Origin of the sequence: Myxococcus stipitatus DSM 14675 (assembly GCF_000331735.1) — a bacterium.
GTDB classification, from domain to species: domain Bacteria; phylum Myxococcota; class Myxococcia; order Myxococcales; family Myxococcaceae; genus Myxococcus; species Myxococcus stipitatus.
The window spans coordinates 6,217,731-6,232,081 of sequence record NC_020126.1 but is presented as its reverse complement, the minus strand read 5'-3'; the positions used below and the strand labels follow the sequence as shown (position 1 = coordinate 6,232,081).

Below are 14,351 nucleotides of genomic sequence, written 5' to 3'. Positions count from 1 at the left end.
TAGGGGGACGATGATTCGCGCCCGCCCCATCAGCGTCGACCGTCCCGAGGACCTGACGCTGGCCCTGCGCCGCATGGGCCTGCCCACGCCCGCGCGCGAGTACCTGCTGGAGAAGGTGCCCCACGCGCAGGTGCTCCTCACGGGCGTGCCTCGGGAGGTGAGCGCGTTCCTGCACGGGCTGCACGAGCGGGCGCTCGTGCCCGGTCGCGAGGAGCATCCGGCGTGGGTCTCCGGAGATGTCCGCTCGCGCCCTGGCACCGGGCTGTTGTCCGGGCGCCTGGAGCAGTTCGAGCGGCTCATGGCCCTGGCGCGCTCGCAGCGTGACGCGGCGCTGGCAGCGCTGGCGGAGGCGCTGGCCCGCGCGATGGACGCGGGGAAGGCCCCCGAGCCTTGGGTGCTGGGGGACCGCGTCTTCCACTGGGGCTCACGCACCTATGTCATGGGCGTGGTCAACGTGACGCCGGACAGCTTCTCCGATGGGGGCCGCTACCTGGGCGCGGACGCGGCCATCGCGCGGGGGCTCGCGCTGGTGGCGGCGGGCGCGGACTTCCTGGACGTCGGCGGTGAGTCCACGCGGCCCGGCTCCGCGAGCGTGTCCGCGGAGGAGGAGGTGGCCCGGGTGCTGCCCGTCATCGAGGGCCTGCGCGCGAAGACGTCCGTGCCGCTGTCGGTGGACACGACGAAGGCGGCGGTGGCGCGCGCGGTGCTGGGCGCGGGCGCGCACCTCATCAACGACATCACCGGCTTCCGCTCGGACCCGGAGCTGCCCCGGGTGGTGGCCGAGGCCAACGCCGCCTGCTGCCTGATGCACATCCAGGGGACCCCCAGCACGATGCAGCAGGCGCCTCGGTACGAGGACCTGGTGGACGAGGTGCTCGACTTCCTGGAGGGCTCCGTGGCGCTGGCCACGGGGGCGGGCATTCCTCGGGAGCGTATCCTCCTGGACCCTGGGATTGGCTTCGGCAAGACGTTCGACCACAACCTCTACCTGCTGCGGCGCCTGGGGGAGCTGCGCGTGCCGGGGCTGCCGCTGCTCGTGGGCACCAGCCGCAAGGGCTTCCTGGGGGCGCTGACGGGAGGCAAACCGGCGGGCGAGCGGCTGGCGGCGACGCTGGGCTCCCTGGCGGCGATGGCGGTGTTGGGAGGGGCGGACGTTGTCCGGGTCCACGATGTGGCGGAGGCACGCGACGCGCTGGTGGTCGGGGATGCGATTCGCACCGCCATGGATGGGGGCGCCCTCAGGTGATACAGGCTGCCTGCCCGGGCCGTTGCCAGGGGGGCCCTGGGGCCCTACCTTCGAGCCCCGGCGGTGGGCGGGGTATAAGCCCCGACGTCGAGAGACCGGCACTGGCCCGGCGTGGGAAAGGTGGAGCGGCACCATGGCGTACAGGATGAACATGGCTCCCAAGGAGGAGCGCGCATCGCAGAAGCTGTTCGGGACGGACGGTGTTCGCGGCAAGGCGAACGTCCACCCGATGACAGCGGAAGTGGCGATGCAGCTCGGACGGGCGCTCGCGTACCTCATCCGCAATGGTCCCCACCGCCACCGCGTCATCGTGGGCAAGGACACGCGACTGTCCGGCTACATGCTGGAGCAGGCCCTGGCCGCGGGGTTGACGTCCATGGGCGTCGACGTGGAGCTCGTCGGGCCGCTGCCGACGCCGGGCATCTCCAACATCACCACGTCCATGCGCGCGGACGCGGGCGCGGTCATCTCCGCGTCCCACAACCCGTACGAGGACAACGGCATCAAGTTCTTCTGGCGCGACGGCTTCAAGCTGCCGGACGAGACGGAAGCCAAGATTGAAGAGCTCCTGTCCACGGGCGCCATCGACTCCATCCGCCCCACGGCGACGAAGATTGGCCGCGCGTTCCGCATGGAGGACGCACGGGGCCGCTACATCGTGTTCCTCAAGGCGACCTTCCCGCGCGAGCTGACGCTGGAGGGGATGACCATCGTCGTCGACTGTGCCAACGGCGCGGCCTACAAGACGGCGCCCGCGGTGCTGGAGGAGCTGGGCGCGAAGGTCATCACGCTGGGCGTCTCGCCGGACGGCAAGAACATCAACCACAAGTGCGGCGCGCTGCATCCGGAGAACCTGGCGCGCACGGTGCTCAAGCACGGGGCGCATCTGGGCATCGCGCTGGATGGTGACGCCGACCGCCTCATCGTCGTGGACGAGAAGGGCAAGGTGGTGGACGGCGACGCCATCATGGCCATCTGTACTGGCGAGCTGGTGGCGCGCAAGCAGCTCAAGAAGAAGGTGCTGGTCTCCACGGTGATGAGCAACGTGGGCCTGGAGCGCGCGGTGGCGCGCTGGGGCGTGAAGGTGGTTCGCACGCGCGTGGGTGACCGCAACGTCGTCGAGGAGATGCGCCGCAACGGCTACAACCTGGGCGGCGAGCAGAGCGGCCACCTCGTCTTCCTGGACCACACGACGACGGGCGACGGCACGCTCGCCGCGCTCCAGTTGCTCGCGGTGATGTGCCGCGCGGGCAAGCCCTTGAGCGAGCTGGCCTCCATCTTCGAGCCTGTTCCCCAGACGTTGGTCAACGTCGTGGTGAAGCAGAAGAAGGAGCTGGGCGAGCTTCCGGACGTGATGAAGGTCATCAAGGCCGTGGAGCAGAAGCTGGGCAACTCCGGCCGGGTGCTGGTGCGCTTCTCCGGCACGGAGCCCAAGGCGCGGGTCCTCGTCGAGGGCGTGGATGCCTCGCGCAACGAGGCCTACGCGAAGGACATCGCCGACGTGCTGGCGAAGGCGCTCAACCGCTAGTCCTGGCAGACGGCGGTTGACTTCCGGACGCTGGCCGCGATTAGAGGGGCCAGCGCGTGCCGGGGCCCCCGACAATCCCGGCACCGCGCGTCAAGCGAGGTGCGGTCGATGGGACAGCGACTGGGTGTCAACGTGGACCATGTGGCGACGCTGCGTCAGGCGCGGCGCACCACGTATCCGGATCCGGTGACGGCCGCGGCCCTGGCGGAGTTGGCCGGCGCGCAGCAGATCACCATTCACCTGCGCGAGGACCGGCGCCACATCCAGGACCGCGACCTGCGCATCCTGCGTGAGACGACGCAGACCCTGCTGAATCTCGAGATGGCGGCCACCACGGAGATGGTGAAGATCGCCTACGAGCACAAGCCGGACGTGGTGACGCTGGTGCCGGAGCGGCGCGAGGAGCTCACCACCGAGGGCGGCCTGGACGTCGCCGGTCAGCGCGAGCACGTCGCGAAGATCATCAAGAACCTCAAGGACGGCGAAATCACCGTCTCGCTGTTCATCGACCCGGACCTGGACCAGGTCCGCGCGGCGCACAAGGTGAACGCGGACCGCCTCGAGCTGCACACGGGGCGCTACTGCGAGGCGCGCAACGAGAAGGAGCGCGCGCGGGAGCTGGCGCGCATCGTGGACGCGGCGAAGGCGGGCACGAAGCTGGGCATGGGCGTGGCCGCGGGCCACGGGCTCAACTACGACAACGTGCAGCCCATCGCGCGCATCTCCGAAATCGACGAGCTCAACATCGGCCACTCCATCGTCGCGCGCGCGGTGCTGGTGGGCTTCGACCGCGCCGTGCGGGAGATGCTCGACCTGATGCGCAACCCGGGATAGCGCGCCATGGGAATCCGCGGCCTGGGCCTGGACATCTGCTCCATCTCCCGCATCCAGCGCATCATGGATGGGCCTCGCGCCGAGGCATTCCTGAATCGCGTCTACACCGAGGCGGAGCGGGCCCTGTGCGGCCAGCGCCATGACGCCGCCAGTGCCTACGCGGCGCGCTTCGCGGCGAAGGAGGCGCTGGTGAAGGCCTTGGGCGCGCCGCCGGGCATCCGCTGGAAGGACATGGAGGTGCGCCGGGACAACGGCGCGCCTTACTTCGCGCTCTCCGGTGTGGCGCTGGAGGTGATGGAGGCGCGGGGGCTGGAGGCGTTCCTCGCGTTGACGCACGACGCGGACGTGGCCGCCGCCACCGTGGTGCTCCAGAAGAAAGGGGAGTGAGTCGATGTTGCGCGTCCTCACCGCCGCCCAGATGCGTCAGGCCGAACAGGCCGCCGAGCAGCGCCATGGAATGCCCTCTGCCCTGTTGATGGAGAACGCGGGGCGAGGGCTCGCGGAGGTGGCGCGGAGTCTCGCGGGGACCTCGGGTCGCTTCGTGGTGGTGTGCGGCCCGGGCAACAACGGCGGCGATGGGCTGGTGGCCGCGCGCTTCCTCCTCGAAGGCGGCGCGCGGGTGGCGGTGACGCTGGTGGGCGACGCGGCGAAGCTGACGCCGGAGGCTCGGCGCAACCTGGAGGCGTTGAAGGGCTTTGGTGGGACGGTGCGTCCGCTGGAGTCGCTGGAGGCTCCGTCTTCAGGAGACGTGGTGGTCGATGCGCTGTTCGGCACGGGGCTGAGCCGCGCTCCCGCCGGGGCCTTCGCGGAGGCCATCTCCGCCATCCACCGTTGGCGGCAGGCGGGCGCGAAGGTGGTGGCGGCGGATGTGCCGTCTGGCCTCCAGAGCGACACGGGTGAGGCCTTCTCTCCCTGCGTGGAGGCGGACGCCACGGTGGCCTTTGGCTTCCTCAAGCCAGGGCAGGTGCTGGAGCCGGGCGCGACGTTGTGTGGCCGCGTGCGGCGGGTGGACATCGGCCTGGCGGGCGCCGCGTCCCGCGAGGTGTCGGGCCCCGCGCTCTTCGTGGTGGAGGAGTCGGACGCGCGCGGCATGTTGCCGGTGCGCAAGCCCGACTCGCACAAGGGCACCTACGGCCACGTCCTGGTCGTCGCGGGCAGCCGAGGCAAGACGGGCGCCGCGGCGTTGGTCGCGAAGGCCGCGCTTCGCTCGGGCGCGGGGCTGGTCACCGTGGCCACGCGGGGCGATGCGCTGGAGGCCGTGCAGGCGCACTCGGCGGAGATCATGGGCGTCCCCCTGGAGGCCGCCGGGCCCTTGGGAATGGGGGACCTGGAGGCCCTGCTGGCCGCCGCCGAGGGCAAGGACGCGCTCGTCATCGGGCCGGGCATTCCCCGAGGCCCTGGGACAGGGACGCTCATCGGTGAGCTGCTCGCGCGCCTGGAGATTCCCGCCGTCCTGGATGCGGATGCGCTCAACGCGGTGGCGGGAGACCTGTCCGTGCTTCGCCGCGCGAAGGCGCCCGTCGTGCTCACGCCCCATCCGGGCGAGATGGCGAGGCTGACGGGCAGGTCGACCCGGGAGGTTCAGGCACACCGGCTGGAGGTCGTGGGTCGACTGGCCTCCGAGACCGGCGCGACGGTGGTGCTGAAGGGAGACCGCACGCTGACGGCGCACGCGGATGGCCGCGTGTTCATCAACACCACGGGCAACCCGGGCATGGCCACGGGAGGCTCGGGTGACGTGTTGTCCGGAATCTGTGGTGCGCTCCTGGCGCAGGGCTTCACGTCGCCGGATGCGGCGTGGACGGCGGTCTTCGCGCACGGGCTCGCGGGAGACCTGGCCGCGGCCCGTCGCGGTCAACTGGGCCTGGTGGCGGGGGACCTCATCGAGCAGGGCCTCTGCGAGCTGTGGGTGAGGTGGGGACGATGAGTGCAGCGGAGCATGTGAAGCGGGCCCTGACGCTGGCCTCGCCCGAGGAGACGCACCAGTTGGGGGTCCGCCTGGGCGGGCTCCTGGAGCCGGGCGACTTCGTCGGCTTGATTGGAGACCTGGGCGCGGGAAAGACGCACCTGGTTCGCGGCGTCGCGGAAGGCGCGCGGGTGCCCAGGTCCGAGGTGGCCAGCCCGACGTTCGCCATCGTGTACCCGTACTCGGGACGCATTCCGCTCTATCACGCGGACCTGTACCGCCTGACGGGCTACGACGACCTCTACGCCACGGGCTTCATGGACCTGGTGGGCGGGGAGGGGGCCTTGCTGGTGGAGTGGTTGGACCGGGTGCCGGAGGCGGCGCCTCGCGGCGAGTACCTGCGCGTCACCCTGGCCCACGCGGGCGGAGACGCGCGCACGCTCGAGGCCGAGGCCTTTGGCGCACGCGCCGCCGCGCTGCTGACGGCGTGGCTGCCCTGACGCTCACGCCGCGTGGCGCGTGGGGCCCGGCGTCGGCGGTGGGACGGCGTCTCCCGCCAGCTCCGGCACGCGCCAGTGGTGGAAGACGAGGCTTGCGTCCACGCCGATGACGTCCTCCTCCGCGACGGGCGTCCAGTGCGGGCCGCCGCACAGCGCCTCGCTGGAGACGATGAGCTGCTCCAGCTTCGTGCCCGAGGTGGGCAGCGTCCCCGTCGCGCTGAAGGCGTCGCCCAGCGAGACGAAGAGGGTGCGGTTGCGCCGCGAGGCCACCATCACCTCGCCGTCCGTGACGAGGAAGTTCATCGCGGAGCGCTGCGGCGTCTCCGTGGTGTCGGTGATGGCGGAGACCAGGCTCATGGTCTCCGCGAGCGCTCGCGCGACGCCTTCCACGGGGACGGGCTGGCCGATGGGATGCCTTGCCGCCAGCCGCGTGAGGAAGAGGTAGAAGCAGCGCTCGCTGTCCGTGGTGCCCTGGATGCCCGCGCGCAGGGTGGGGCAGATGAGCGCCTCGATGCTCGCGTGGTGCCTCGAGAAGTCCCGCACCGTGCCGTTGTGAACGAAGGTCCACCGGCCGTGGTTGAACGGGTGCGAGTTGCGCAGCTCCACCGCGCCCACCGACGCGAGCCGGATGTGTGCCACCACCGTGTGGGCGGACACCCCGTTGCTCACCCGCTGGAAGTCGGGGTCGCTGTGGGCTGGGGCCACACCGTGGGCCACCAGTGGCATGGGCGCCGCGCTGTAGGCGGCGATGCCCCATCCATCCTTGTGCTCACGCGACTGGATGAGGAGCGAGTTCTTCTGCGTCACCAACGAGTGGTGCACGGCGGAAGGGACTGATGAACGGAATCCAAAGAGTCGGCACATGGCTGCAGTTGGTACTTATAACGCCCGGCCCCGGCGGGAAGCTCACCTGCCCTCCCGTGCGACGTGCGTGTCACCAGATGACGTCGCTTCACCCGCAGGAGTTGAGCTCCTGTCGAAGCACCACGCGCCCGGACTTCACGACCGTGCGCGCGTGCCCTACGCCCAGATGGTAGGGCAGATGGCGGTAGGACGCACAACTGAACATCACCAGGTCGCCTGCATCACCGACAGCCAGCCTGCCGTTTCGTTGCAGTCCCAATGACAGAGCAGCCCCCCGCGTGGCGGCCCAGTACGCCTCCGCCGCGGTGAGGCCATTCTCCAGACACGCCAGGCCCATCGCCAAGGCTGTGTTTTCACTCATCGCCGAGCCTGGATTGACGTTGGTGCCCAAAGCGATGTTGAGGCCCGCGTCGCGAATGCGACGGCCCGGGGCGTAGGGGCGCATGCGCAGGAAGAGGGTGGAGGTAGGCACGAGCACGGCCGTGACGTTGGCGTCGGCGAGCGCGCGCAGGCCCGCATCGGTGACCTGCTCCAGGTGGTCGGCGGTCGCGGCGCCCATCTCGGCGGCGAGCTCCGAGGCACCGCACGCGGTGAGCTGGTCCGCGTGCAGGCGCGGCACGAGCCCCAGCGCGCGGCCCGCGGTGAGGATGCGGCGCGCTTCATCCACGGTGAAGGCGCTGTCCTCCACGAAGACGTCGCAGAAGCGCGCCAGGCCCTCGCGCGCGACGGCGGGGAGAATCTCGTCGATGCAGAGGCGGACGTAGTCCTCGCGGCGGCCCCGGTACTCCTCGGGCACGGCGTGCGCGCACAGGAGCGTGGGCACCAGCTCCACGGGCGCCAGCGCGCGCAGCCGTCGCACCACGCGCAGCATCTTCAGCTCGTTCTCGACGTCCAGCCCGTAGCCGCTCTTCACCTCGGCCACCGTCACGCCCTGAGCGAGCAGTCGCTGCACGCGCGGCAGGGCCAGCCGCACCAGGTCATCCTCGCTGGCGGCGCGCGTGGCGCGCACGGTGCTCACGATGCCGCCGCCGGCCTTGGCGATCTCCAGATAGGTGGCGCCCTGGTTGCGCAGGTCGAACTCCGCGGAGCGCTCGCCCGCGAACACCAGGTGCGTGTGCGGGTCCACGAAGCCCGGGCCCACGAAGCCGCCCTCCGCGTCCAGCACCTGCGTCTGGAGGTTCACCGCGTTCGGCGGCAGCTCCGACTCCTGTCCGACGAAGGCGATGCGTCCGTGGCGGATGCCCACGCAGGCGCCGGCGCGGGGCGTGAGCGCCGTCTCCGCGCGCTCGCGGTGAGAGCCCTCCAGGGTGAGGACCTCGGACGTGTTCCGAACCAACAGCTCCAGTGCATCCATGACGTCAACGACCTCCACGCACGCCCACGATGGGGACGTTCCAGCTCGCGCTCTTGCCGACCTTCGCGCGGCCGAATCCTCCAGACAGCTCCATGAAGTCGAACCATCCCCAGCTCAGCCGCGCGGCGACGACACCGCCGTAATAGACGGAGCGGTCCGTCACGCCATGGGACGAAAGGGTATGGAGCGCGAGAAACGGCACCACCCCCACGGACACCCCAGGCTCCGGCGAGAAGCTCAGCGCGCAGGTGGCCTCCGCGCCGGCCATGCTGCCCGGGCCGCCCACACTGGAGCCGATTCCAAAGTCCGACGCCCCCCGCAGCGCGACCGACGGGGCGATGCCCAGCGTCGGCGAGCCGAGGTAGTACGACGCCCCCGCATAGACGCCGTAGCCCGGCACGGGCAGGGGGAGGAACATCTCGCCCTGGATGCCGGTGTGCAGGTGGAGCCGCTCGGTGAGGGGCCACGTCATGGCGGCGTCGAACGCGAGGCCCCACTGCTGGAGGGCGAAGGTCGCGGTGTCGCCGCTGAACATGGACCCCTCGCCGATGCCCTCCCGGCTCCCGGAGATGGGCGCACTGAGGCGGGGCCCGGTGCGAATCCCCGCCTGGAGCATCCGCTCCGTGGCGCTGCCCGGGCCCAGGCGCATCACCATGGGCCCGACAGCGGACGGGGCACACCCCGCGAGCGCTCCGAGAGCGAGGAGCAGGGAGACGAAGACTCTCGAGCGCGCGCGAAGGTGCATGACGTCCTGAAGGCTACACGGTGATGCCAGGAATCTTCACGCCCCGCTCCCGGGCCACGTCGATGGCCTCCGGGTAGCCAGCGTCCGCGTGGCGCAGCACCCCCATGCCGGGGTCACTGGTGAGCACGCGCTCGATGCGCCGCGCGGCCTCCGGGGTGCCGTCCGCCACGATGACCTGGCCGGCGTGCAGGGAGTAGCCCATGCCCACGCCGCCGCCGTGGTGGAAGGACACCCACGACGCGCCGTTCACGGCGTTCACCAGCGCGTTGAGGATGGGCCAGTCGGCCACCGCGTCGGTGCCGTCCTTCATGGCCTCCGTCTCGCGGTTGGGCGACGCCACGGAGCCGCAGTCCAGGTGGTCCCGGCCGATGACGATGGGGGCCTTCACCTCGCCCTTGCGCACCAGCTCGTTGAAGGCGAGGCCCGCCTTGGCGCGCTCGCCGTAGCCCAGCCAGCAGATGCGCGCGGGCAGGCCCTGGAACGCGATGCGCTCGTCGGCCATGGTCAGCCAGCGCTGGAGCGAGGCCTTCTGCGGGAACAGCTCGCGCACCGCGCGGTCCGTGCGGCGGATGTCCTCCGGGTCTCCGGAGAGGGCCACCCAGCGGAACGGGCCCATGCCCTCGCAGAACAGCGGGCGGATGTACGCGGGGACGAAGCCGGGGAACTCGAACGCGTTCTCCATGCCGCCCAGCTGCGCCTGGCCGCGCAGGTTGTTGCCGTAGTCGAAGACGTGGCTGCCGGCGCGCTGGAAGTCGTTCATCGCGTCCACGTGCATGATCATCGACTCACGCGCGCGGCGGATGTAGCCCTCCGGGTCCCTCTTGCGCATCTCCGCGGCGGCCTCCAGCGACATGTCCACCGGGACGTAGCCGTTGAGCGGGTCGTGCGCGCTCGTCTGGTCCGTGACGAGGTCGGGCTTGATGCCCCGGCGGTACAGCTCGCGGAACACCGAGGCCGCGTTGCCGATGATGCCGATGGAGCGGCCGATGCGCTTCTGCTGGGCGTCCTTCGCCAGGGCGAGCGCCTCGTCGATGTCCTTGGCCACCACATCCAGGTAGCGCGTCTCCACGCGGCGCTGGGCGCGCCACGGGTCGATCTCCACGCCCAGGAACACGGCGTTGTTCATGGTCGCGGCCAACGGCTGCGCGCCCCCCATGCCGCCCAGACCGCCGGACAGCACGAGCCGGCCCGCGAGGTCCTCGCTGCCGAAGTGGAAGCGGCCCGCGGCGGCGAACGTCTCGTAGGTGCCTTGGAGGATGCCCTGGGTGCCGATGTAGATCCACGAGCCGGCCGTCATCTGGCCGTACATCATCAGGCCCTTCTTCTCCAGCTCGTGGAAGTGCTCCCAGTTGGCCCAGCGGCCCACGAGGTTGGAGTTGGCGATGAGCACGCGGGGCGCATCCGGATGGGTGCGGAAGATGCCCACGGGCTTGCCGCTCTGCACGAGCAGCGTCTCCTCGTCGGAGAGGCTCTGGAGGCTGGAGACGATGCGGTCGAAGGACGGCCAGTCGCGAGCGGCCTTGCCGGTACCGCCGTAGACGACGAGATCCTCGGGGCGCTCGGCGACCTCCGGGTCGAGGTTGTTCATCAACATCCGGAGCGCGGCCTCCTGGACCCAACCCTTGCACGAGAGGGAGGAACCACGAGGGGCGCGGATGACGCGGGACATGAACAGGCTCCTGGGGGAAGGCTGACGGAAAGGCCCGGCACACTAGCCGAACCCCCGAGGGGCGGGGCCAGCACCATGTGGCCCTTCTCCGACAGTGTCCGCTGGCGGCCCGCAGCGCCCTCCACCGCTGCCCTGGAGTGTCCTTGACGCGAGGAGCCGAGGCCCCGTGTCACGAGTGCAGCGAGCCGTCCTCCTCCCACCCGTCCTCCACGGAGGCCAGCGGAGCCTGGGACGCAGGTGGGTGTGACACGCCTTCACGGTGGAGGCGGAGGTGGTTGAGGACCTCCTTGACGCCCAGCACCGCCTCCGCGGCGTCCTCGATGGCGCGCTTCTCGTCCCGGCTTCGCACACCGCCGCGCAGCGTGACGACGCCGTCGCGGACCTCCACCTCCGTGTCGGAGGCGTCCATCCAGTCCTGCATCAGCCGGTCGCAGAGGTCCGCGCGGATGCGGTCATCGGCTCGCTGGTAACCCTTGGGCCCTTGGCCCCGAGGTCGGAACGGGGCTCCGGAGTAACCCCCATGGCCTCGCTCATGGTCATCGGGGCGGGACCTGCTGGTGGAGAAGCCCGTCTGGGGCCTCGCCATGTTCTCCACGCCCGGGCCATGTCCCGAGGGCTGGGTGCCGCCCAGGCGCACGTCCGCTTCGGCGGGTCGCTCGCGGGGACTGAGTTCCCGCAGTTCGTCCATCCAGGCCTCGGGCTCGTCCCATTCGTCGAGGCCGCGCTGGCCGTAGCGCGTGTGGCCCGCGCCTGACTCGACCCGCCACGCGCCACGCCGGGACATGGGGCGTGGGGGGCCGCCTTCTCCAACGTCTCGGAAGGTGCCGCTCGGGCTGTATCCTGGGCGCCTGGCGATGCGCTCCGGGTCGAAGGCGCGGGCGCGACGGTCCAGCTCTCGCTCGCGGTTGTAATCCCGGCCGTACTCGTGGGCTTGCTCCATGGCTCGCGCGGCGTCGCCGAAGTCCCGGTCGATTTCGTAGTCGAGCGTGTCCCGGTCACCTCGCATGGAGCGGTAGGCGCGGTCTCGCTCGAGGTCCCTGGAGGGGTGCTCGAAGTCGCGCCGTGCGTCCCAGTCGGAGCGGTGGGAGTCCCGCGGGGCCGCGTGTCGCGAGGTGTCCGGGTGGGAGGGACCTCGACCGCGTCGCTCGTTCGGGTGGGGGTCTTCGTGGCGCCTGCCAGTCATGTCCTGTGCCTCCTGTGGTATCGGCTCGCGTGGGGGCCCTGTCCCTGGAGGGTTTTGACCGTGAGCGTTCGCGGCAACGCGGTAGAGTCGGGCGCGCCACGGACGGGCGACCGTCCGCATGGCACCCGGAGGGCGGGGCATGGCCAGAGCACAGCGTGAGACAGAGGAGCCGCAGGACGCGCCGAGCCAGGCGCTGACGCCGCTGTCGCCCCCCGTCCAGCCCCCCGAGGAGCCAAGGCCACCTCTGGTCGGCCGCCTGTCCGAGGTCGCCGGAGGTCTCCCCGCGGTCATCTCCACGATGAAGCACGCGTGGGGCGAGATGGGGCCCGTGCGAGGCACGCGGCTGCTGCTCAAGGTCAACCAGAAGGACGGCTTCGACTGTCCTGGCTGTGCATGGCCGGACCCCGGGCATCGCTCGGTGGCGGAGTTCTGTGAGAACGGCGCGAAGGCGGTGGCGGAGGAGGGCACGAAGGAGCGCGTGACGCCCGACTTCTTCCGCCAGTGGAGCGTGGCGGACCTGTGCGCGCAGTCCGATTACTGGCTGGGCAAGCAGGGCCGGCTCACGCACCCCATGGTGCTGCGCGAGGGCGCCACGCACTACACGCCCATCTCGTGGGACGAAGCCTTCGCGCTCGTGGCGGAGGAGCTCCAGGCGCTCCCGACGCCCGATGCCGCGTGCTTCTACACCTCCGGGCGCACCAGCAACGAGGCCGCGTTCCTGTACCAGTTGTTCGTGCGGCAGTTCGGGACGAACAACCTGCCGGACTGCTCGAACATGTGCCACGAGTCCAGCGGCACGGCGCTCAACGAGACGCTGGGCATTGGCAAGGGCACCGTCACGCTGGAGGACTTCGACCAGGCCGAGGCCATCTTCGTCATCGGGCAGAACCCGGGCACCAACCACCCGCGCATGCTCACCACGCTCCAGGCCGCGGCGCGCCGAGGGTGTGAAATCGTCAGCATCAACCCGCTGCCCGAGACGGGGCTCAATCGCTTCAAGCACCCGCAGGAGGTGTTCCAGCTCCTCGGGTCCGGCACGGCGCTGAACACCCAGTTCCTCCAGGTGCGCATCAACGGCGACGTGGCGCTGCTCCAGGGGCTGGGCAAGGCGCTGCTCGAGCGCGAGGCGGAGCAGCCCGGCACGGTGGTGGCGCGCTCGTTCGTCGAGGACAAGACGCTCGGGTTCGAGGCCTACGCGGAGAACCTGCGCGCGGTGCGCTGGGAGGATGTGGTGGAGCGCAGCGGGGTGCCGCGCGAGCAGATCCTCGCGGCGGCGGACCTGCTCGCCCGCTCCGAGCGCACCATCTTCTGCTGGGCGATGGGGCTGACGCAGCATCGCAACGCGGTCGCCAACATCCAGGAGATCGTCAACCTCACGCTGCTGCGAGGCAGCGTGGGCAAGCCCGGCGCGGGCGTGTGTCCCGTGCGAGGTCACAGCAACGTGCAGGGTGACCGCACCATGGGCATCTGGGAGCGGCCCAAGGCCGCGTTCCTGGACTCACTCGCCCGGGAGTTCGCCTTCGAGCCTCCGCGTCATCATGGCCTGGACGTGGTGGACACCATCCACGGCATGCACGCGGGGCGCGTCCAGGTGTTCTTCGCGCTCGGGGGGAACTTCCTCTCGGCCACGCCGGACACGGAGCTCACCGCGCGGGCCCTGCGGCGCACGCGGCTGACGGTGCATGTCTCGACGAAGCTCAACCGCGCGCACCTCGTGCATGGCCGCCGCGCGCTCATCCTCCCGTGCCTGGGGCGGACCGAGCACGATGTGCAGGCGGGTGGGCCGCAGTTCGTCACGGTGGAGAACTCGATGGGCGTGGTGCACGCCACGCGAGGCGCCGTGGCTCCGGCCTCCGAGCACCTGCTCAGCGAGCCGATGATTGTCGCTCGGCTGGCGGCGGCGGTGCTGGGGGAGCGCTCGAAGGTGCCGTGGGTGTCGCTGGTGGAGGACTATGACCGCGTCCGGGAGCTGATCTCCAAGGTCATCCCCGGCTTCGAGGAGTTCAACCGTCGGGTGCGCGAGCCGGGCGGGTTCTCGCTGCCGAACGGCCCTCGCGAGGGGCGCTTCACCACCGCGAGCGGCAAGGCGCACTTCACCGTGCACACGATGCCTCGGGAGGAGCTGGAGCCCGGGCAGTTGATGATGATGACGTTGCGCACGCATGACCAGTTCAACACCACGGTGTATGGGCTGGATGACCGCTACCGGGGGATTCGCGGTGGGCGGCGCGTGGTGATGATGCACCCGAAGGACATCGCGGAGCGCGGGCTCGCCGAAGGGCAAGTGGTGGACCTGACGAGCCACTTCCAGGGTGAGCAGCGGGTGGCTCGGAAGTTCGTGGTGGTGCCGTACAACATTCCGCGCCGGTGCGCGGCGACATACTTCCCCGAGACGAACGTGCTGGTGCCCGTGGACAGCTACGCGGAGAAGAGCCGCACGCCCGCGTCGAAGTCCGTGGTCATCACCGTGGCGCCGTCGGTGGAGCTGGCTGCTCTCGTCGAGGGTTCGACTTCATGAGGGC

12 protein-coding genes are annotated in these 14,351 nt (G+C 70.7%); 7 read left to right on the top strand and 5 right to left on the bottom strand.

Annotated features, from left to right (window positions below; translation table 11 throughout):
• Positions 1-10 precede the first annotated feature (10 nt).
• The 6 genes from folP to tsaE all read left to right on the top strand — a co-directional run bounded on the left by folP (position 11) and on the right by tsaE (position 6,014).
• Positions 11-1,246, top strand: coding sequence for a dihydropteroate synthase (folP, locus tag MYSTI_RS24100; protein ID WP_015350406.1), 1,236 nt, complete (start codon positions 11-13; stop codon positions 1,244-1,246).
• A 133-nt stretch (positions 1,247-1,379) separates the two neighbouring features.
• A complete protein-coding gene (gene glmM, locus MYSTI_RS24095; protein ID WP_015350405.1) occupies positions 1,380-2,774 on the top strand; it encodes a phosphoglucosamine mutase in 1,395 nt (464 codons plus the stop codon).
• A 108-nt stretch (positions 2,775-2,882) separates the two neighbouring features.
• A complete protein-coding gene (locus MYSTI_RS24090) occupies positions 2,883-3,608 on the top strand; it encodes a pyridoxine 5'-phosphate synthase (RefSeq protein WP_015350404.1) in 726 nt (241 codons plus the stop codon).
• Between the two features lie 6 nt (positions 3,609-3,614).
• Positions 3,615-3,995, top strand: coding sequence for a holo-ACP synthase (gene acpS / locus MYSTI_RS24085; protein ID WP_015350403.1), 381 nt, complete (start codon positions 3,615-3,617; stop codon positions 3,993-3,995).
• 4 nt (positions 3,996-3,999) lie between these two features.
• Positions 4,000-5,535: a bifunctional ADP-dependent NAD(P)H-hydrate dehydratase/NAD(P)H-hydrate epimerase gene (locus tag MYSTI_RS24080; protein WP_015350402.1), complete on the top strand. Its 1,536-nt coding sequence runs from the start codon at positions 4,000-4,002 to the stop codon at positions 5,533-5,535.
• Positions 5,532-6,014 carry a tRNA (adenosine(37)-N6)-threonylcarbamoyltransferase complex ATPase subunit type 1 TsaE gene (gene tsaE / locus MYSTI_RS24075; RefSeq protein ID WP_015350401.1) on the top strand — a complete coding sequence of 161 codons (483 nt, stop codon included), beginning with the start codon at positions 5,532-5,534 and terminating at the stop codon, positions 6,012-6,014. Before MYSTI_RS24080 ends, tsaE begins: the two co-directional genes overlap by 4 nt.
• Before the next feature lie 3 nt (positions 6,015-6,017).
• On the opposite strand, the gene MYSTI_RS24070 is transcribed toward tsaE, so the two are convergent.
• From MYSTI_RS24070 to MYSTI_RS24050, 5 genes are all read right to left on the bottom strand, one after another.
• On the bottom strand, positions 6,018-6,878 hold the full coding sequence (locus MYSTI_RS24070; RefSeq protein ID WP_015350400.1) for a class II glutamine amidotransferase: 861 nt from the start codon (positions 6,876-6,878) through the stop codon (positions 6,018-6,020).
• An 88-nt stretch (positions 6,879-6,966) separates the two neighbouring features.
• The gene (hutI, locus tag MYSTI_RS24065; protein ID WP_015350399.1) at positions 6,967-8,232 is read right to left on the bottom strand and encodes an imidazolonepropionase; all 1,266 of its coding nucleotides are present in this window, start codon (positions 8,230-8,232) and stop codon (positions 6,967-6,969) included.
• A 4-nt stretch (positions 8,233-8,236) separates the two neighbouring features.
• Positions 8,237-8,977, bottom strand: a complete 741-nt coding sequence (locus MYSTI_RS24060; protein WP_015350398.1) for a hypothetical protein — start codon at positions 8,975-8,977, stop codon at positions 8,237-8,239.
• Between the two features lie 13 nt (positions 8,978-8,990).
• Complete coding sequence (gene hutU, locus MYSTI_RS24055; RefSeq protein WP_015350397.1) at positions 8,991-10,646, bottom strand: urocanate hydratase; 1,656 nt, start codon at positions 10,644-10,646, stop codon at positions 8,991-8,993.
• A 169-nt stretch (positions 10,647-10,815) separates the two neighbouring features.
• Positions 10,816-11,829 (bottom strand): BON domain-containing protein, encoded by a 1,014-nt coding sequence (locus MYSTI_RS24050; RefSeq protein ID WP_015350396.1) that lies wholly within the window; start codon positions 11,827-11,829, stop codon positions 10,816-10,818.
• 139 nt (positions 11,830-11,968) lie between these two features.
• On the opposite strand from MYSTI_RS24050, the gene MYSTI_RS24045 reads away from it, so the two are divergent.
• Complete coding sequence (locus MYSTI_RS24045; RefSeq protein ID WP_015350395.1) at positions 11,969-14,347, top strand: FdhF/YdeP family oxidoreductase; 2,379 nt, start codon at positions 11,969-11,971, stop codon at positions 14,345-14,347.
• Positions 14,348-14,351: the final 4 nt, after the last annotated feature.

Bases quoted from the DNA above. Each gene is read 5' to 3' on its own strand.
- MYSTI_RS24045 (WP_015350395.1), top strand. From the start codon at position 11,969: ATGGCCAGAGCACAGCGTGAGACAGAGGAGCCGCAGGACGCGCCGAGC.
- hutI (WP_015350399.1), bottom strand. From the start codon at position 8,232: ATGGATGCACTGGAGCTGTTGGTTCGGAACACGTCCGAGGTCCTCACC.
- glmM (WP_015350405.1), top strand. From the start codon at position 1,380: ATGGCGTACAGGATGAACATGGCTCCCAAGGAGGAGCGCGCATCGCAG.
- hutU (WP_015350397.1), bottom strand. From the start codon at position 10,646: ATGTCCCGCGTCATCCGCGCCCCTCGTGGTTCCTCCCTCTCGTGCAAG.
- MYSTI_RS24080 (WP_015350402.1), top strand. From the start codon at position 4,000: ATGTTGCGCGTCCTCACCGCCGCCCAGATGCGTCAGGCCGAACAGGCC.
- MYSTI_RS24090 (WP_015350404.1), top strand. From the start codon at position 2,883: ATGGGACAGCGACTGGGTGTCAACGTGGACCATGTGGCGACGCTGCGT.
- MYSTI_RS24070 (WP_015350400.1), bottom strand. From the start codon at position 6,878: ATGTGCCGACTCTTTGGATTCCGTTCATCAGTCCCTTCCGCCGTGCAC.
- tsaE (WP_015350401.1), top strand. From the start codon at position 5,532: ATGAGTGCAGCGGAGCATGTGAAGCGGGCCCTGACGCTGGCCTCGCCC.
- MYSTI_RS24060 (WP_015350398.1), bottom strand. From the start codon at position 8,977: ATGCACCTTCGCGCGCGCTCGAGAGTCTTCGTCTCCCTGCTCCTCGCT.
- folP (WP_015350406.1), top strand. From the start codon at position 11: ATGATTCGCGCCCGCCCCATCAGCGTCGACCGTCCCGAGGACCTGACG.
- acpS (WP_015350403.1), top strand. From the start codon at position 3,615: ATGGGAATCCGCGGCCTGGGCCTGGACATCTGCTCCATCTCCCGCATC.
- MYSTI_RS24050 (WP_015350396.1), bottom strand. From the start codon at position 11,829: ATGACTGGCAGGCGCCACGAAGACCCCCACCCGAACGAGCGACGCGGT.